Origin of the sequence: Mucilaginibacter sp. OAE612 (assembly GCF_041806395.1) — a bacterium.
GTDB lineage: Bacteria > Bacteroidota > Bacteroidia > Sphingobacteriales > Sphingobacteriaceae > Mucilaginibacter > Mucilaginibacter rubeus.
In genome coordinates this window covers 5,556,777-5,572,675 of sequence record NZ_JBGMUW010000001.1, presented here as the reverse complement: position 1 = coordinate 5,572,675, position 15,899 = coordinate 5,556,777, and the positions used below count along the sequence as shown (strand labels likewise).

Below are 15,899 nucleotides of genomic sequence, written 5' to 3'. Positions count from 1 at the left end.
AATCTTAACCGTAAAATATCCAAATTCACCGTCATGGGAAAAACTACTAAATATATTCTGATAGGTCTTGGCGCACTGATTGTCCTGCTGATCATTGCTAAGGTTACGGGCCTGATAGGCAAGCCCGCGCTAACCCAGGTAGCTACCGAAAAGGCCGAAACACGCGAAATAAATGAAACCGTATCGGCCAGCGGAAAGATCAAACCACATGTTGAGGTTAAGATAAGCCCCGAAGTATCGGGTGAGGTGGTTGAGCTGCCAATAAAAGAGGGTGATGTGGTTAAAAAAGGCCAATTGCTTTGTAAGATCAGGCCAGATATTTTAAAATCAGGGTACGACCGGGCTATCGCGTCATACAATACCCAAAAAGCAAGCGTAGGTAATTCAAGCCAGATGCTTAAACAAGCCGAAGCTACTTATGCTAACCAGGCCGGTATTTACAAGCGCAGTAAAGAGCTTTATGATAAAAAAGTGTTAACGGTTTCGGAATTTGAAAATGCCAAAGCTGCATATGAAGGCGCTAAAGCATCGCTTGAAGCTGCCAAACAAAATGTGGTAGGCTCGCAATATGGCCTGGCACAATCACAGGCATCGGTTAAGGAAGCACAGGATAACCTCGCGAAAACAACTATCTATTCGCCGGTTGATGGGGTGGTTTCAAAGCTATCTGTTGAAAAAGGTGAGCGTGTTTTGGGGACCCAGCAATTTGCCGGTACCGAGATCATGACTATCTCTGATCTGAGCAAAATGGACGTGAATGTTGACGTGAATGAAAACGACATCAACCGTATCTCCCTTGGCGATTCATCAAAAATTGAGGTAGACGCGTTTTTAGGTAAGAAATTTACCGGTGTGGTAACTGAAATAGGCAGCTCGGCAAACGTGGTGGGTACATCTGCCGACCAGGTAACAAACTTTACTGTAAAGGTGAGGATCAATGCCGATTCATATGCCGCCCTGTTAAAGAAAACAGCCGATAATCCATCACCTTTCCGTCCGGGGTTGACAGCCACTGTTGATATCAGCACTAATTCGGCCAAAGCGCTGTCAGTACCAATCCAATCGGTAACCACCCGCGAGGAAAAGAAAGAAAATAATGGTCCGCCGAAAGCTGATGAGGATAAGAGTAAACCACAAATCAGTCCGGTAGCCAAAGAATACGTATTTGTACTAAACGCAGGTAAGCTTAAACAGGTACAGGTAACTACTGGTATCCAGAACGATAGTTACATCCAGATCTTATCCGGCCTTAAAGGTGGCGAAGAAGTTGTATCAGCTCCATATTCGGCTATTTCAAAAACGCTTAGCGATGGGCAAGCTGTTCAGAAAGTAGATAAGTCAAAATTATTTAACGCTGATAATACTAAGTAATTGATATGCATATGTGCAGGATTCAAATGTGCATATCAATTAGATTTTCAGACGCCCGGTTTCGCCGGGCTTTTTTGTGAACGGAATTTCCGATGATTAAACCCATCGTTAAAAATGGGCGCGAGTTTAAGATGAACGGCGGTCATATCCCTGCCGTCCACGCTTGGACAGGCTCAGGCTTGATAGGCCTCTTTTTGTTATTTTACCTTCACTGTTCGCCGGTTTTCGACACCCGGGATGACCAACCTTTCGACAACTATATATAGTAACTCACCGGCAATTTAAAAAAGCATATAACTCACATGCTTCAACACCTGGCGTAATTTTTCGAGGGCGATGCTCATCTGACGCTCTACTGTTTTAGGGGAGATATTAAGCTGTACGGCAATTTCGCGATATTTCATATCGCTGAAACGGCTCAACACAAAAATCTCGCGGCATTTTTCGGGAAGGGTAGCTATGGCAGCTTCTATCTGCAGGGCGAGTTCTTTTTCCTCCAGTCCGTTTTCGAGCGTATTGCGCAACTCATCAAACAGGTTGTTTTTTTCGAGGTAATTAACGTAAAGGTTTTCTATTTTCTGGCGCTTAAGGTAGTTAAGGCTTCGGTTTTGCACCATTTTAAAAAGATAGGAACTTACTGATGAGCAAAAATTGACCTCATGCCCGCGCTCCCACAGGTGAGTAAATACATCGGCGGTAATTTCTTCGGCAACGGTTAAATCGTTTACAAAACGATTGGAGAACAAAGTTAAGCGGGTATAGTATAGCCTGAACAGGGTTTCAAACGTTTTCGCGTCACCCTGTGTAAATGAGGTTATAGGTAGTTTGTTTTCCTGGATCATTAATCCCGCCTTTAATTAATCCGAATACTTTTTAAAAAACTTTAACAAGTTACAGAGTTTTTCATTCTGTATCAAAATTAATATGGAAATAATGAAAAGCTAATTACAAACATTCTGTAAAAAAACAGTTACGCGTAATATGAAGGGGACGTTCAGGTTACTCGCCGAATAAAATTGAAAAATATTTCTTTTCGTTTTGAGGGTATCTGTTTTTTCGATTGTCTTAACGATAATATTACAAATGGATAACGAAGAAGTAAAACTGCTACTGGTAAAATACATAACCGGCGAAGCTACCCCACAGGAGCTTGAGCAGGTTAAACAATGGATAAGTGCGCACCCCGAAAACGAGCAGTATTTTGTACAACTGTATGATACCTGGCATAACATGCTTTACCTGCAGCCAGCGGTTGTAAATAAAGATGATGCTTATAACAAGCTTTCGGCCGATATCGAGCCAAAGCAGCCATCGCGCTATGTAAGGCTGATCACTTGGGGCAAAGCTGCCGCGGCTATTGCTTTGCTTGCGGCTGTTACTGTTACCTTATATAACAGGTACTCAAAAAATGTAGAAAGTGTAAGGCAAATAGCCGCTAACCCTGGCGCTATTAAAAAAATTGTTTTGAGCGATGGTACGCAGGTTTGGCTTAACGCGGGCAGCAAGCTTAATTATACGGCCGATTTTGGTAAAACAACCCGTACCGTTTACCTGGAAGGCGAAGCGTTTTTTGATATCGCCCCCGGCAAAAAAGAGGTCCCTTTTATTGTAAATACGAAAAACTATACCATAAGGGACATAGGTACAAAGTTTAATCTTAAGGCCTATGCCTCCGACCCGTTCTTTGAAACCACAGTAGTAAAAGGCGAGGTATCTGTAGAGGGAAATATAGATAACAATGCGCATGAAATGAGCCGCATTTATGTAAAGCCGCGGCAGGTGCTCCGCATTTATTATCATCCCAAAAAAGAAAACTATAGCTATACCACACCAGATCCAAAAAGCCTGAATGAGATCCAGGTATCGGAGATTGATTCGGCAAAGCTTGACCGTTATGATGGCTGGAAGGAAAACCTGCTGGTATTTGACGGCGCTACCCTTAGCGAAATAGCTAAAGTGCTTGAACGCAGATATAATGTAACCATCAACATGACCGATGCCGAACTGAGCAGTATCCGCTATTCGGGCAGTTTTAAAAATATCCAAAGCATCGAAAAAGTGCTGGCTATTATAAAAGCTAACACCGCTATCAATTATTCGGTAAACGGCAACACAGTAAACATTACACGAAACAACAATAATGATTAACGACTAAAAAAACAAAAAGGAAACTATGATCAAAAACTAACATTCTCTTTTACATAAAAAACCCGGATGTGCTACCAACACGCCCGGGCCTAAAGCAATCAAAGCTAATACCCTACGCTTGGGGAAGCATCGTATTAACTGATTAACAAACAAATTTATGATTAATTTTTACAGAAAGTCCGCTCTGGCCGTCGGCCCGTGGCAAAAAACGATCAAAATTATGAAGCTGGTAACCGTTCTGCTCTTAACGGGCATTATGCAAATACACGCTGCCGCTTATTCACAAAACGTTTACAACTTTAGTGTAAACAATATTTCTGTTAAGCAAATGTTTAAGCAAATTGAAAAAAACAGTAAATACACCGTTTTTTACAGGCTTGACCAGGTTGATGTCGACAAGAAAATAAACGTGGATGTGCAGGACGCGCCTATTGAAACCGTAATGCAGAAGGTGCTGCAAAAACAGCCTTTAACCTTCCAGGTGGTTGATGACATCATCATTATAAAACCTGCCGATGCAAAGCCTGTTGTCACGGTAACTGTAACCGGTGTAGTTAAAGATGTGAGCGGTCAGCCCTTACCGGGCGTTAGCGTAAAGCTCAGGGGCAGTAATTTAGGCACAGTTACCGACATCAACGGTAAATACAGTCTTACCCTGCCCGATGGTAACGGCTCACTTGAATTTGGTTTTTTAGGCTTCACCACGCAGGTTATTCCGGTAAACGGACAAACAACCATCAACGTAACTTTGCTTGAAGAGTCAAAAGCGCTGAATGAGGTGGTTGTGGTTGGTTATACCACGCAGAAAAAGAAAGACCTTACCGGCGCCGTTGCGGTAGTTAACGTTAAAGATCTCAACAAACAGGCATCGTCATCAGTAAACTCGCAATTGCAAGGCCAGGCATCGGGCGTTACCGTTACCGGATCAGGACAACCCGGTGAAGAGCCGCAGGTACACATCAGGGGTTTTAATACTTTCGGAAATAATACTCCCTTATACGTAGTTGACGGTGTGGAAACATATGATGTAAGCACGCTGAACCCTAATGATGTGGAGACCTTCCAGGTGTTAAAAGACGCAAGTTCGGCATCAATATATGGTGCAAGGGCGGCAAACGGCGTTATCATCATCACTACCAAACGGGGTAAGGGCAAAGTAAATATTCAATATGATGCCTACTACGGTACGCAAAGACCAAAAGGCGGCAATGTCTGGAATACCATTACGCCGCAACAAATGGCCGATCTGAAACTTACGGCTAAGAAAAATTCGGGCGATAACAGCATTAAAGATGCCTTGTACAACCCAACCGGTACTGGCTCGGCTTTTACACTGCCTGATTATATTACCCCGGCAGGTGCTAAAGAAGGTGACCCCTCTGTCGATCCATCAAAATACTACGTAAATCCTTTTTATACATCAGCTGCAGACCTTGGCAATTTTTACAGGATAACAAGGGCCAACAAAGCCGGTACCGACTGGTATCACGAGTTGTTTAAATCGGCCCCGATGAATAGTCACAATATATCGTTGAGCGGCAGTACTGATAACGCCAGCTATTTATTTTCCTTAAATTATTTTAACCAGCAAGGTACACTGATTGATACTTATCTTAAACGGTACACACTGCGCTCAAATACCACCTACAATGTAACTAAACACATCAGGGTGGGCGAAAACCTGGCTTATTCTATAACCAGGCAGCCGCAGGTAAATGACGGAACATCACATTCGCAGGTTAGCACTAATGACCCGGACGGCGTTATTGCACATGCCCTGCGCGAGCAACCTATCATTCCGGTTTATGATATTAAAGGTAACTACGCAGGCAGTTACGGCACAGGCCTCGGCGATGCCAACAACCCGGTTGCCATACAGGAGCGTACAAAAAACAACCAGTCAACAAGTTATCGTTTGCTTGGTAACGTATTTGCCGAAGCCGACATTATTCCCGGCCTTACCTTACGCACCAGTTTTGGCGGCGATATCATCAACAGCAACAACCATTCGTTTTCGTTTCCTACCTATGAAAACGTTGAAAACTCTTCAACAAATACTTACAGCGAAGGCTCGGACAATAGCTACACTTATAACTGGACCAACACCCTTAGCTATCAAAAAGTATTTGGCAAACACAATGTTAACATAGTGGTAGGTACCGAGGCCGTTGAAGACCATGACCGTTATGTTGGCGGCAGCATACAGGGATTTTACACTTTTGATCCTGATTATGTAAACCTGTCTACCGGTACTACCAATAAAAACACCTACAGCGGCAAATCTAACAACTCGTTATTTTCGGAGTTTGCCCGTTTAGATTATACTTATAACGACCGCTACCTGTTTAACGCCACTATCCGTCGTGATGGCTCATCAAAATTCCCGGTCGACCAACGTTACGGTTATTTCCCGGCATTCAGCGCAGGCTGGCGGATCTCGCAGGAAAACTTCATGAAAAATATTACCTGGCTTACCGACCTTAAGCTAAGAGGCGGCTGGGGTATTATGGGTAATCAGATCAATATGGGCAGTAAAGATGCTTACGTTACGTTCAGCAATGATATTGGCCAGTCGTATTATCCTATCGATGGTTCACTTAACCTGACCCCTGGCTTTTACCAGGATCAAACAGCCAACCCTCACGCGCTTTGGGAAAAAGATATTAACTCCAATTTTGGTTTTGATGCAACCTTATTTGGCGGCAAAATAGCCGTAACCGCCGATTACTATCGCAAAGACATTAAGGACTTGTTATTTAACGCTACTCAGTTAGGTACTGCGGGTAATGGTGCTTTCCCGGCACAAAACGTTGGTAAAATGAAAACCGATGGTCTTGACCTTTCTGTTACCGGCAACTTCAGGGCCAGCAGCGATCTGAGCTTTAATGCTACCGGTACTTTAACCACTTATAATAATAAAGTATTAAAAGTATCTGATGACAGGGATTACTTCCCCGGCTCGGCAACAAGCAGGTTTGATAACCCGATTACCCGCAGCCAGGTAGGTCATTCTTTAGGCGAGTTTTATGGCTACCAAATCATGGGCTTCTGGAATTCGCAGGCCGAAATTGACGCAGCCGACAAAGCTGTACAAACCCGCACCGGCGATCCGAATGCTTACTACCAATCAGATGTAAAGGTTGGCCGTTTCAGGTATAAAGACGTAAACGGTGATGGTGTCATTACCGATGCCGATCGTACTTTTATCGGTAATCCAAACCCGAAAGTTACTGCCGGTTTAAACCTGGGTGTAAACTATAAAAACTTTGATGCCAGCATATTCCTTTACGGCTCATTTGGCAATAAACTATGGAACAGCGTTAAATACTGGAGAGACTTCTATGCTTCATTCGGCACAGCAAAAAGCTATACCGCGCTTAACGATTCATGGACACCAACTCATCAAAATGCAAAGGCACCTATCCAGGAGCTCGACGCATCAACCAGCAGCGGCGCTACACCAAACTCATACTTTGTTGAAAATGGCACTTATGTGCGCATGCGTAACGCACAGGTTGGCTACACCTTTAACATTGCAGGGCTTAAAAAGGCAGGGATCCAAAAGTTAAGGATCTATGTATCGGCAACCAACCTGTTTACTTTAACAGGTTACAGCGGTGTTGATCCTGAACTAAGCGGCAACACCAAAGATTTTGGTATTGACGAGGGTAGCTACGCCAGCCCGCGCACCTTCATATTCGGAGTTAATTTTTCATTATAACAGCAATATTTAAACGGATTACAATGAAAGCTAAAAAACTTATTTCCATAGCGCTTTTAAGCACACTATCGCTTGGCGCGTGTAAAAAATCATATCTCGATAAGCCTATTAACGGCGCCCTCGAGCCTCAATTTCTCGAAACAGAATCAGGAGCTAATGAACTGCTTGTAGGTGCATATGCGGTGTTGGATGGTCAGCAGGGCGGCGATGCCGCTGTAGGCGGCGGCGGTGCCTGGGAAGCCTCGCCGGATAACTGGGTATATGGCGGTGTAGTAGGCGGTGATGCATCAAAAGGCAGTATTGCCGGCGATCAGCAACCGATAGAGCCGATGATGAAATACAACGCAGATGCCAGCAATGGTTTTTTTGACAGCAAATGGCGGGCCGATTACGAGGGGGTATCACGCACAAACAACACCATCAAAATAACCAATAAGGTTACTTCGATATCAGCCTCAAATAAAACTAATATACTGGCACAGGCCCGTTTCTTAAGAGCGCATTATTATTTCGACCTGAAAAAGATGTTCAATAATGTGCCTTATCTTGATGAAACAACAACCGACATTAATCAACCTAACAACACAGATATTTGGCCAAAGATTGAAGCGGATTTCAAATTCGCTTACGACAATCTGCCTAATACCCAAACCGAAGTTGGTCGCGCCAATAAATGGGCTGCCGGTGCATACTTAGGTAAAACATACCTGTACGAGCATAAATATGCTGAAGCAAAGGTTGTATTTGATGCGGTTATTGCGCAGGGTGTAACTTCCGATGGTAAAAAGTATGCACTTAACGCTAAATTCAACGACAATTTCAGAACAGCTACCAACAACAGCGCCGAATCTGTTTTTGCTGTTCAGGCTGCTGCCAATACCGATCCTAACGGCCCGTCGCAGGCAAACAACGGCGATATGCTTAACTTTCCGTACGGCAATAGCAGCCCGTTTAGCTGCTGTGGTTTTTACCAGCCATCAATTGACCTTGTAAATCATTTCCGCACCAATTCAACTACCGGCTTACCATATCTTGACGATTATAACAGTCACGCTATAAAAACAGATATGGGCCTGGCATCGGCCGACGATTATACTCCTGACGCCGGCACAATTGATCCGCGCCTTGACTGGACTGCTGGTCGCCGCGGGATCCCTTATCTTGACTGGGGCTTACATCCAGGAGCCGACTGGATCCGCGATCAGCAGTACGGCGGCCCTTATTCGCCTATCAAAAACGTTTACGGCCAGGCCGAGCAGGATGTAAACGGCGATAACACCTCGTGGGCGCCAGGCTCAGGCATCAATTATAACATTATTCGTTACGCCGATGTACTGTTAATGGCCGCTGAGGTCGAAGCACAGGTTGGGAGCCTGGATAAAGCCGAAAGCTATGTAAACATGGTGCGTAACCGCGCAGCTAACCCCGAAGGTTTTGTACATAAATACAAAGATAATGATGATCCTACGGCAGGTTTCACCATTCAGGCAGCAGCAAACTATAAAGTGAGCCCATATCCCGGCGGTGCGTTTGCCAGTAAGGATTTTGCGCTTAAAGCCATTTATTTTGAGCGTAAAATTGAGCTTGCCATGGAAGGTCACCGCTTTTTTGACCTGGTACGCTGGGGCATTGCCGATACCGAGCTTAATGCTTACATAGCATATCAAAGTACGTTGACCAGTGATGTAAAAGGCGGTAAATTTATTAAAGGTAAAAGCGAATATTTCCCGATACCGCTGGTAGAGATTGACTTAAGCGCTAAAGGCGGCACACCGCAATTGAAACAAAACCCGGGTTATCATTAATTAAAGCTGAAAGAAAAAATGCGCAAAGCTAAAAGCTATAAACTGGCGGCGTTCGGTTTTGTAACGGCTTATAACTTACCGGGACAATATGCATTCCCGGTAAGTTTATTATCTTGCCTTAACATCCCTGCTTTTTTTAACAAGCTGATTATAAACATTTTTTAACCCATTTATGGACAAATCATCATCGCGGTTTTTATCGCTGGATGTATTTCGTGGCATGACGTTATGCTTCATGATCATTGTAAATACGCCGGGCAGCGGAGCGGCCCCTTTTTCACCACTTGAACATGCCGCATGGCATGGCTTCACCCCAACCGATCTTGTATTTCCTTCCTTTTTGTTTGCCGTAGGCAATGCCATGAGCTTTTCAATGAAACGCTACCAGGAAATGGGCAACGCGGCCGTGCTTAGCAAAATTTTCAGGCGTACGTTGCTTATATTTTTAATAGGGTACCTTATGTACTGGTTCCCTTTCTTTTCAACCAGTGGCGGCTTTCATTTAAAACCTATTACACATACACGCATTATGGGTGTTTTGCAACGCATTGCCCTGTGTTATTGCTTTGCCTCACTTATGATCCATTTCCTATCCAAACAAACGGTTTTTATTTTATCCGGTTTGTTTTTAGTGATCTACTGGATCATCCTGCTGGTGTACGGTAACCCGGCTGATCCGCTGAGCATGACCGGCAATGCGGGCATTTATCTTGATAAATTTTTATTCGGTCCTGATCATTTATATCATGGCGAGGGCATTCCCTTCGATCCGGAAGGCGTATTGAGCACCCTGCCTGCCATTGTAAATGTGGTGGTTGGTTACTATGCAGGTAAATTCATTCAGCAAAAAGGGAAGGGATATGATTCCACTACCAAATTGCTGTTAACCGGCTGCCTGTTTATCTTTTTGGCCTTATGCTGGAACATGGTTTTCCCGATCAATAAAAAACTGTGGACAAGCTCTTTTGTGCTGGTAACCACCGGGTTGGATTTAGTGATCCTCTCAGCCTTGATATATGCTTTGGAGATCAATAATTGGAACAAAGGTAATTGGGCGCGCTTTTTCACCACCATGGGCAAAAATCCGCTGCCTATTTATGTGCTTTCCGAAATACTGCTGATACCGGTAAGCATGATCATCATAAGCGGAACCAACGCTGTCGACTGGATCAACACCGCTTTTTACCAGGCTATAGCGCCCGGCCCGATTGGATCATTGCTATTCGCTATCAGCTTTATGATGATTTGCTGGCTGGTTGCCTATATACTTGATAAACGGAATATTTATATCAGGGTGTGATTGAAATTTTGGATTTCGAATGTTCGATTTCGGATTTTTTTTTGGGTTTCATCGATTGATTTTTGATTTCACCGATTTTGTCTGAACAGGAATTTTAAGGAATTAAATAATTACAGAACGCTCTGCAAATTCAAAAAAGAATCTAAAAATTCTTTTAAAATTTGAGTTCAGACAATATCCTGGTCATCCTCAAATCCTAAAAATCATGGTTCAGAAAATACACTTCTTAATATTATTTAAAAAGTTTAATTTGCGTACATCCAATTAAATAACAATTCTTTATGAAGAAATTATTCTTATTGCTTTGCGGCTGTATGGCACACCTGCTTTCTGCGGCCCAAACAACCAAACCAGCACTCGCGCTTATTCCGCAACCGGTAAAAGTTACCCAAACTACCGGCCAGTTTGTATTGCCCAAAACGGTTGTTGTAGAAGCCGGTTCTTCGGCTGATGTGGCAAATGTAACTGCCTATCTTAAAAGAAAACTTTCTACAGCTACAGGTGTATTTATCACCGTAAAAAGTGTAGCGCCAACAGCGCCCATCAGGCTGATTCTAAATAAAACAGCCGATACCTTACTCAAAACCGAAGGCTATAAACTATCCGTAACTCCTAAAAAAGTAGTGATCCGTGCTAATGATGCCGCGGGACTATTTTATGGCATACAGACGTTTTTCCAGTTGTTGCCTAAAGAAATTGAAGGACTGGAAGTAGCCAGGGGCGTAAAATGGACTGCACCAGCAGTCGAAATTACCGACTATCCAAGGTTTGGCTGGAGAGGGTTGATGTTTGACGTATCCCGTCACTTTTTTACCAAAGCCGAGGTTAAGCAATACATCGATGCCATGGTTAAGTATAAATTTAACCTGCTGCATTTACACCTTACCGATGATGAAGGATGGCGAGTGGAGATCAAAAGCCTGCCAAGGTTAACCGAAGTAGGATCGCACAACGTTAAAAAAGTAGGGCAGTTTGGTACGTTTACTCCACCTACACCTGATGAGCCACGTACCTACGGCGGTTTTTATACCCAGGAAGATATCAAAGAGTTGGTACAATACGCCAAAGACAGGTTTGTGAACATCCTGCCCGAAATTGACGTACCGGGCCATAGCCTTGCTGCGATAGTTGCCTACCCTGAGCTTTCATGCACACCGGGTGCCGATAAATACGTGGTGAACTCCGGCGAACCTTTTATGGACTGGAGCGGGCCGCATAACCGCGCTATTGTTGATAACACGCTTTGCCCGGCCAATGAAGCGGTTTATACCTTTATGGATAAGGTGGTTACTGAAGTTGCCCAACTGTTCCCCTTCGACTATATCCATTTAGGGGGCGACGAGTGCGCCAAAAACTTCTGGGAGCAAAGCGATGCCATAAAAGCATTAATGGCTAAAGAAAACCTGAAAACGATGAGCGAAGTACAGGCTTATTTCGAAAAGCGACTTGAAAAGATTGTAGAATCGAAAGGTAAAAAATTCATGGGTTGGGACGAGATCATTGAGGGCGGTCTGGGCCCTAATGCAGCCGTGATGAGCTGGCGGGGTATTCAGGGAGGTATCACCGCCGCTAAAGCAGGTCATGAGGTGGTAATGAGCCCAACAACGTTCGCTTACCTTGACTACATGCAAAGCGACCGTGTAAACGAAACAAAAATCTACGCAACTCTTCGCCTTAACAAAACCTATTCATGGGAGCCTGTACCGGATAGTGTTGATGCGCGCCTCATTAAAGGCGGTCAGGCCAACTTATGGACTGAGCAGGTATACAACATCCGCCAGGCCGAATATATGACCTGGCCACGTGGAATGGCTATTGCCGAGGATGTATGGTCGCCAAAGGGCCCTAAAAACTGGGATGGATTTTTCAGCAGGGTAGAGAAACACTTCCCGCGCTTTGATGAAGCCGAAACCAAAATAGCCCCAAGTGCTTACGACCCGTCATTTGATGCGGTGTTGAATCCTGACAGCACGTTAAAAATCACTTTAACCAATGAGGTAAACGGGCTGGACACTTATTACAGCTTCGACAACTCGTTCCCCGACAGGTTTTATCCTAAGTACACAGCGCCGATAGATGCCCCTAAAGATGCAACCACGCTAAGGGTGATCACCTATCGCGGTAAAAAACCGATTGGCCGTATGGTTACCATGCCGTTGGCTGAATTAAAAAGCAGGATAAAGAAATAAGAATAATTATAAAACGAAAGCCCCCCGGATTGAATTTCGGAGGGCTTTCGTGTTTAAGTACGCTTATACTATCGCCAACGCTCGGCTCCAGCCGAGTGTTTACTATCAAACGGCCTCTGGCCGCCGAAGTTCTGTTATTTTCTTGCGGTCGTTTGCAACGAGCGCTTAATATGGTTCGGCGATTGCATCGCGGATATCGCATTACAAACGAGGCAAGGTATTTTCGCTTCGGCGGCCAGAGGCCGCTTAATAGTTGCCACTCGGCTGGAGCCGAGCGGCGGCGGCTTTTTCTATTGGCTTCATTTTTATTTCAGCTCCGGAAATTTGGCAGCCTCAAAAATACTTTTCTCGGTAGCAGCTTTTTCAACATCCTGCCATTTGCGAGGTGCATCCATTGATAGGATAGTACCCTTATCTTTACCAATCACCACGTCATCTTCAATACGTACACCTATATTCCACCATTTTTTATCACATGGACTGCCGGCAGGGATATAGATCCCCGGCTCAACGGTGATCACCCAATTCTCTTCCAAATTACCGCGACCGCCTTTGTCATGCACATCAAGCCCTAAATGGTGCGAACAGCCATGCGGGTAATATTTACGCACTTCTGACGCGTCCTTGATGATACCGAGTTTAATCAGTCCGGCCGATAATACTTCTACCGATTTTTGCTCAAGACTGGCATAGGGCACACCGGCTTTACACAATTTAAAAATCTCTTCCTGTGCGTCGTATACCAATTGATAAATAGCCTTTTGCTCTTCGGTAAATTTGCCGTTAGCCGGTACGGTGCGGGTAACGTCGGCAGAATAACCATGATATTCGGCACCAACATCCATGAGTAATAACTGGTTATCAATTTTTGTGGCCGAGTTTTCTTCATAATGCAGGATACAGCCATTAGCGCCTGCACCTACAATTGGTGGATATCCCTCGTCTTCTGCTCCGTATCTTTTATGCACGTAGGTCATGATGCCTTCAACCTCGCGCTCGCTCATATTGGGTTTTACCGATTTCATTACTTCCAGATGGGCAAGGCTTGAGATCTCAACCGCTTTTTTCAATACGGCTATTTCTTCGGGTGTTTTTACGCCGCGGAGTTTTGAAGTAAATTCAGCATATCCGGTGTTACCGCCGTAAGTTGTGCCAATCTTTGCCTTAACATAGGCAAGCGTTGCAGAATCGGGCTTGGCCGCCAATTGTTGTATAAGCGGATTATTCTTGTGATCCTCATCAGCAAACTTATCTTTAAAATAAGTCATGAAACGGGCTAAATTTTGAGGAGTAACCATTCTTGCTATCAAATTAAGATCACTCATAACCTGCCTGTTGGTTTCTGTTATACCAGCCTTATTTTTAAAAGCTGCGATCAGTTTTTTTAGCTCGCCGGTCGATCCATCACCGGTAACATCTTCGGGCAGTGCATCATAATACACATTGGCAAACTTTTTAAAATCAACCGGGAATTTCGCGAAATCCTCGCTGTTGTAAACCCGCTTAAAACCAAGCTGCGATTTAGCGCCCTCAACGCCTAAACGCCTGCCTGTCCATTGCTCACGAGCGGCATCCCGGTGACGTACAAATAGCACCTCATTATAGCTGCTGTCGCCCCCAGCCTGCATGTCTTTAAACACTAACAATACCGAGTTGGGTTCTTTGTAGCCTGAAAAATAATACAGGTCGGGATTAGGATGATAAACGTAGTTAACATCGTTCGAAAACACCTGTTCAGGGTACGAGAAGATCACCATCACCGAATTGGCTGGCATCAGGTTACGCAGGGCCTGTCGCCTTCCGGCATGAAATTCTTTGCTTAAATAATCGGTGGGTAAGTTTTCGGCGGCTTGTCCGAAACAGCGGTTGCTGCCAGTAAGGGCAAGTAAAATTACTAATGCCCGAAAAATTGATCGCGTCATAATGATAAAGGAATAATGTCAGTCAAAAAAACGGTTTAAGATACTAAATATCAGGGATTATCATGCTCACCCTTTTAGGGGGAAAAGATTGATGTGCAAATGAAAAGATTTCAGATGTGCAAATTATCAACGACAATATCAACGCTGAAACCACAATGGCTACAAAAAACCAACTATGTCATTGCGAGGAGCGGCCCGGGTTTGTGCCTGGGGCGACGTGGCAATCTCGTCGCATAGACAGCAAACCGGCATAGCGAATAGCATTAGCTATGAGATTGCCGCGCTATCGCTCGCAATGACATATTAAATTTGAACGATCTATTTAATCTTCCTTGCCGTTACACCTTCATTGGTGATTTTCACCGGCAGGATCTTGCCATCCTTATCAAAGTACATTTTATCGATGCAGGTAACGCGGTGGTTGCCATCAGTTTCGGTCAAGGGGCGGCGGTGATAAACAATATACCATTCATCCTTACCCTGCACCTGGATCACCGAATGGTGACCTGCTCCTGTAGCAATATTCGGGTCCTGTTTTAATATTGTCCCGATACGGTTAAAAGGACCAAACGGCGAATCGCCGATGGCATAAGCTACGCGGTAATCCGGGCCGGTCCAGCCGCCTTCGCTCCACATAAAGTAGTATTTGCCTTTGCGTTTAAACATCACCGGGCCTTCTACATAATCTTTGGGTGTGATGAGTTTGTAGGTTTCGCCATCTTTAAACGGCTCAATGCCGGTAAAATCATTTTTTAGCTTTACGATATTACATTGGCCCCAGCCACCATATATCATATAATACTGACCATCGTCATCCTTAAAAACAAACTGGTCGATAGGTTGCGCTTTATTGATGATCTGGCCAATGAGTGGTTTGCCCAAAAGGTCTTTGAACGGGCCTTCAGGTTTATCGCCAACGGCAACACCTATACCACCAATTTCATTGTTGTTCTGGATATCGTTGGCGCCAAAAAAGATATAGTATTTGCCATCTTTTTCGGTTACAGCGGGCGCCCACATGGCACGCTTTGCCCATTTTACAGCAGTGGTATCAATAATATGCGGATGCTTAGTCCAGTTAACCAGATCGGGTGATGAAAAGGCATCCATAAATACCTGGTCGTTATATTTAGCCGAATAGGTTGGATATACCCAGTATTGTTTATTGAAGATTTTGGCTTCCGGGTCGGCATACCAACCTTCAACAATAGGGTTACCTGATGTTTTCTTCTCTTGTGCTAATGCCTTATTTTCAGATATGATAATTGCCGCACCAAACGTTGCCAGTAAAACCAGTTTTTTAGGAATGATCATTGGGAAATAGATTTTTGGTCTAAGATATTAAAATAGATAAAACGTTTTAGTAATGAAACACGAATTTATTCGAATTGAAGCGAATTACACGAATTAAGAATCCTGTTCCCCGCCGGCATCCTCTGTGAG

Annotated in this window: 9 protein-coding genes; 6 read left to right on the top strand and 3 right to left on the bottom strand. The window is 44.2% G+C overall.

All coding sequences use genetic code 11. The annotated features are described in order from the left end of the window. Nucleotides 1-33: 33 nt before the first annotated feature. Complete coding sequence (locus ABID99_RS23155) at nucleotides 34-1,371, top strand: efflux RND transporter periplasmic adaptor subunit (RefSeq protein WP_090530676.1); 1,338 nt, start codon at nucleotides 34-36, stop codon at nucleotides 1,369-1,371. A 281-nt stretch (nucleotides 1,372-1,652) separates the two neighbouring features. On the opposite strand, the gene ABID99_RS23150 is transcribed toward ABID99_RS23155, so the two are convergent. Continuing rightward, complete coding sequence (locus ABID99_RS23150; RefSeq protein ID WP_091167536.1) at nucleotides 1,653-2,213, bottom strand: RNA polymerase sigma-70 factor; 561 nt, start codon at nucleotides 2,211-2,213, stop codon at nucleotides 1,653-1,655. A gap of 241 nt (nucleotides 2,214-2,454) precedes the next feature. On the opposite strand from ABID99_RS23150, the gene ABID99_RS23145 reads away from it, so the two are divergent. From ABID99_RS23145 to ABID99_RS23125, 5 genes are all read left to right on the top strand, one after another. Further along, on the top strand, nucleotides 2,455-3,519 hold the full coding sequence (locus ABID99_RS23145) for a FecR family protein (RefSeq protein WP_373615233.1): 1,065 nt from the start codon (nucleotides 2,455-2,457) through the stop codon (nucleotides 3,517-3,519). Nucleotides 3,520-3,739: 220 nt separating this feature from the next. Further along, nucleotides 3,740-7,240, top strand: coding sequence for a TonB-dependent receptor (locus ABID99_RS23140; protein ID WP_373615232.1), 3,501 nt, complete (start codon nucleotides 3,740-3,742; stop codon nucleotides 7,238-7,240). Between the two features lie 23 nt (nucleotides 7,241-7,263). Beyond that, complete coding sequence (locus ABID99_RS23135) at nucleotides 7,264-9,045, top strand: RagB/SusD family nutrient uptake outer membrane protein (RefSeq protein ID WP_373615231.1); 1,782 nt, start codon at nucleotides 7,264-7,266, stop codon at nucleotides 9,043-9,045. A 172-nt stretch (nucleotides 9,046-9,217) separates the two neighbouring features. Beyond that, nucleotides 9,218-10,345 (top strand): acyltransferase family protein, encoded by a 1,128-nt coding sequence (locus ABID99_RS23130; RefSeq protein ID WP_373615230.1) that lies wholly within the window; start codon nucleotides 9,218-9,220, stop codon nucleotides 10,343-10,345. Nucleotides 10,346-10,626: 281 nt separating this feature from the next. After that, nucleotides 10,627-12,534 carry a beta-N-acetylhexosaminidase gene (locus tag ABID99_RS23125; protein ID WP_373615229.1) on the top strand — a complete coding sequence of 636 codons (1,908 nt, stop codon included), beginning with the start codon at nucleotides 10,627-10,629 and terminating at the stop codon, nucleotides 12,532-12,534. Nucleotides 12,535-12,839: 305 nt separating this feature from the next. Here the strand turns inward: ABID99_RS23125 and ABID99_RS23120 are convergent, their stop codons facing one another. Both ABID99_RS23120 and ABID99_RS23115 read right to left on the bottom strand, forming a co-directional pair. Continuing rightward, nucleotides 12,840-14,456: an aminopeptidase P N-terminal domain-containing protein gene (locus tag ABID99_RS23120; protein ID WP_373615228.1), complete on the bottom strand. Its 1,617-nt coding sequence runs from the start codon at nucleotides 14,454-14,456 to the stop codon at nucleotides 12,840-12,842. A gap of 318 nt (nucleotides 14,457-14,774) precedes the next feature. Beyond that, nucleotides 14,775-15,770, bottom strand: coding sequence for a glycoside hydrolase family 43 protein (locus ABID99_RS23115; RefSeq protein ID WP_373615227.1), 996 nt, complete (start codon nucleotides 15,768-15,770; stop codon nucleotides 14,775-14,777). Nucleotides 15,771-15,899: the final 129 nt, after the last annotated feature.

Bases quoted from the DNA above. Each gene is read 5' to 3' on its own strand.
- ABID99_RS23155 (WP_090530676.1), top strand. From the start codon at position 34: ATGGGAAAAACTACTAAATATATTCTGATAGGTCTTGGCGCACTGATT.
- ABID99_RS23150 (WP_091167536.1), bottom strand. From the start codon at position 2,213: ATGATCCAGGAAAACAAACTACCTATAACCTCATTTACACAGGGTGAC.
- ABID99_RS23145 (WP_373615233.1), top strand. From the start codon at position 2,455: ATGGATAACGAAGAAGTAAAACTGCTACTGGTAAAATACATAACCGGC.
- ABID99_RS23140 (WP_373615232.1), top strand. From the start codon at position 3,740: ATGAAGCTGGTAACCGTTCTGCTCTTAACGGGCATTATGCAAATACAC.
- ABID99_RS23135 (WP_373615231.1), top strand. From the start codon at position 7,264: ATGAAAGCTAAAAAACTTATTTCCATAGCGCTTTTAAGCACACTATCG.
- ABID99_RS23130 (WP_373615230.1), top strand. From the start codon at position 9,218: ATGGACAAATCATCATCGCGGTTTTTATCGCTGGATGTATTTCGTGGC.
- ABID99_RS23125 (WP_373615229.1), top strand. From the start codon at position 10,627: ATGAAGAAATTATTCTTATTGCTTTGCGGCTGTATGGCACACCTGCTT.
- ABID99_RS23120 (WP_373615228.1), bottom strand. From the start codon at position 14,456: ATGACGCGATCAATTTTTCGGGCATTAGTAATTTTACTTGCCCTTACT.
- ABID99_RS23115 (WP_373615227.1), bottom strand. From the start codon at position 15,770: ATGATCATTCCTAAAAAACTGGTTTTACTGGCAACGTTTGGTGCGGCA.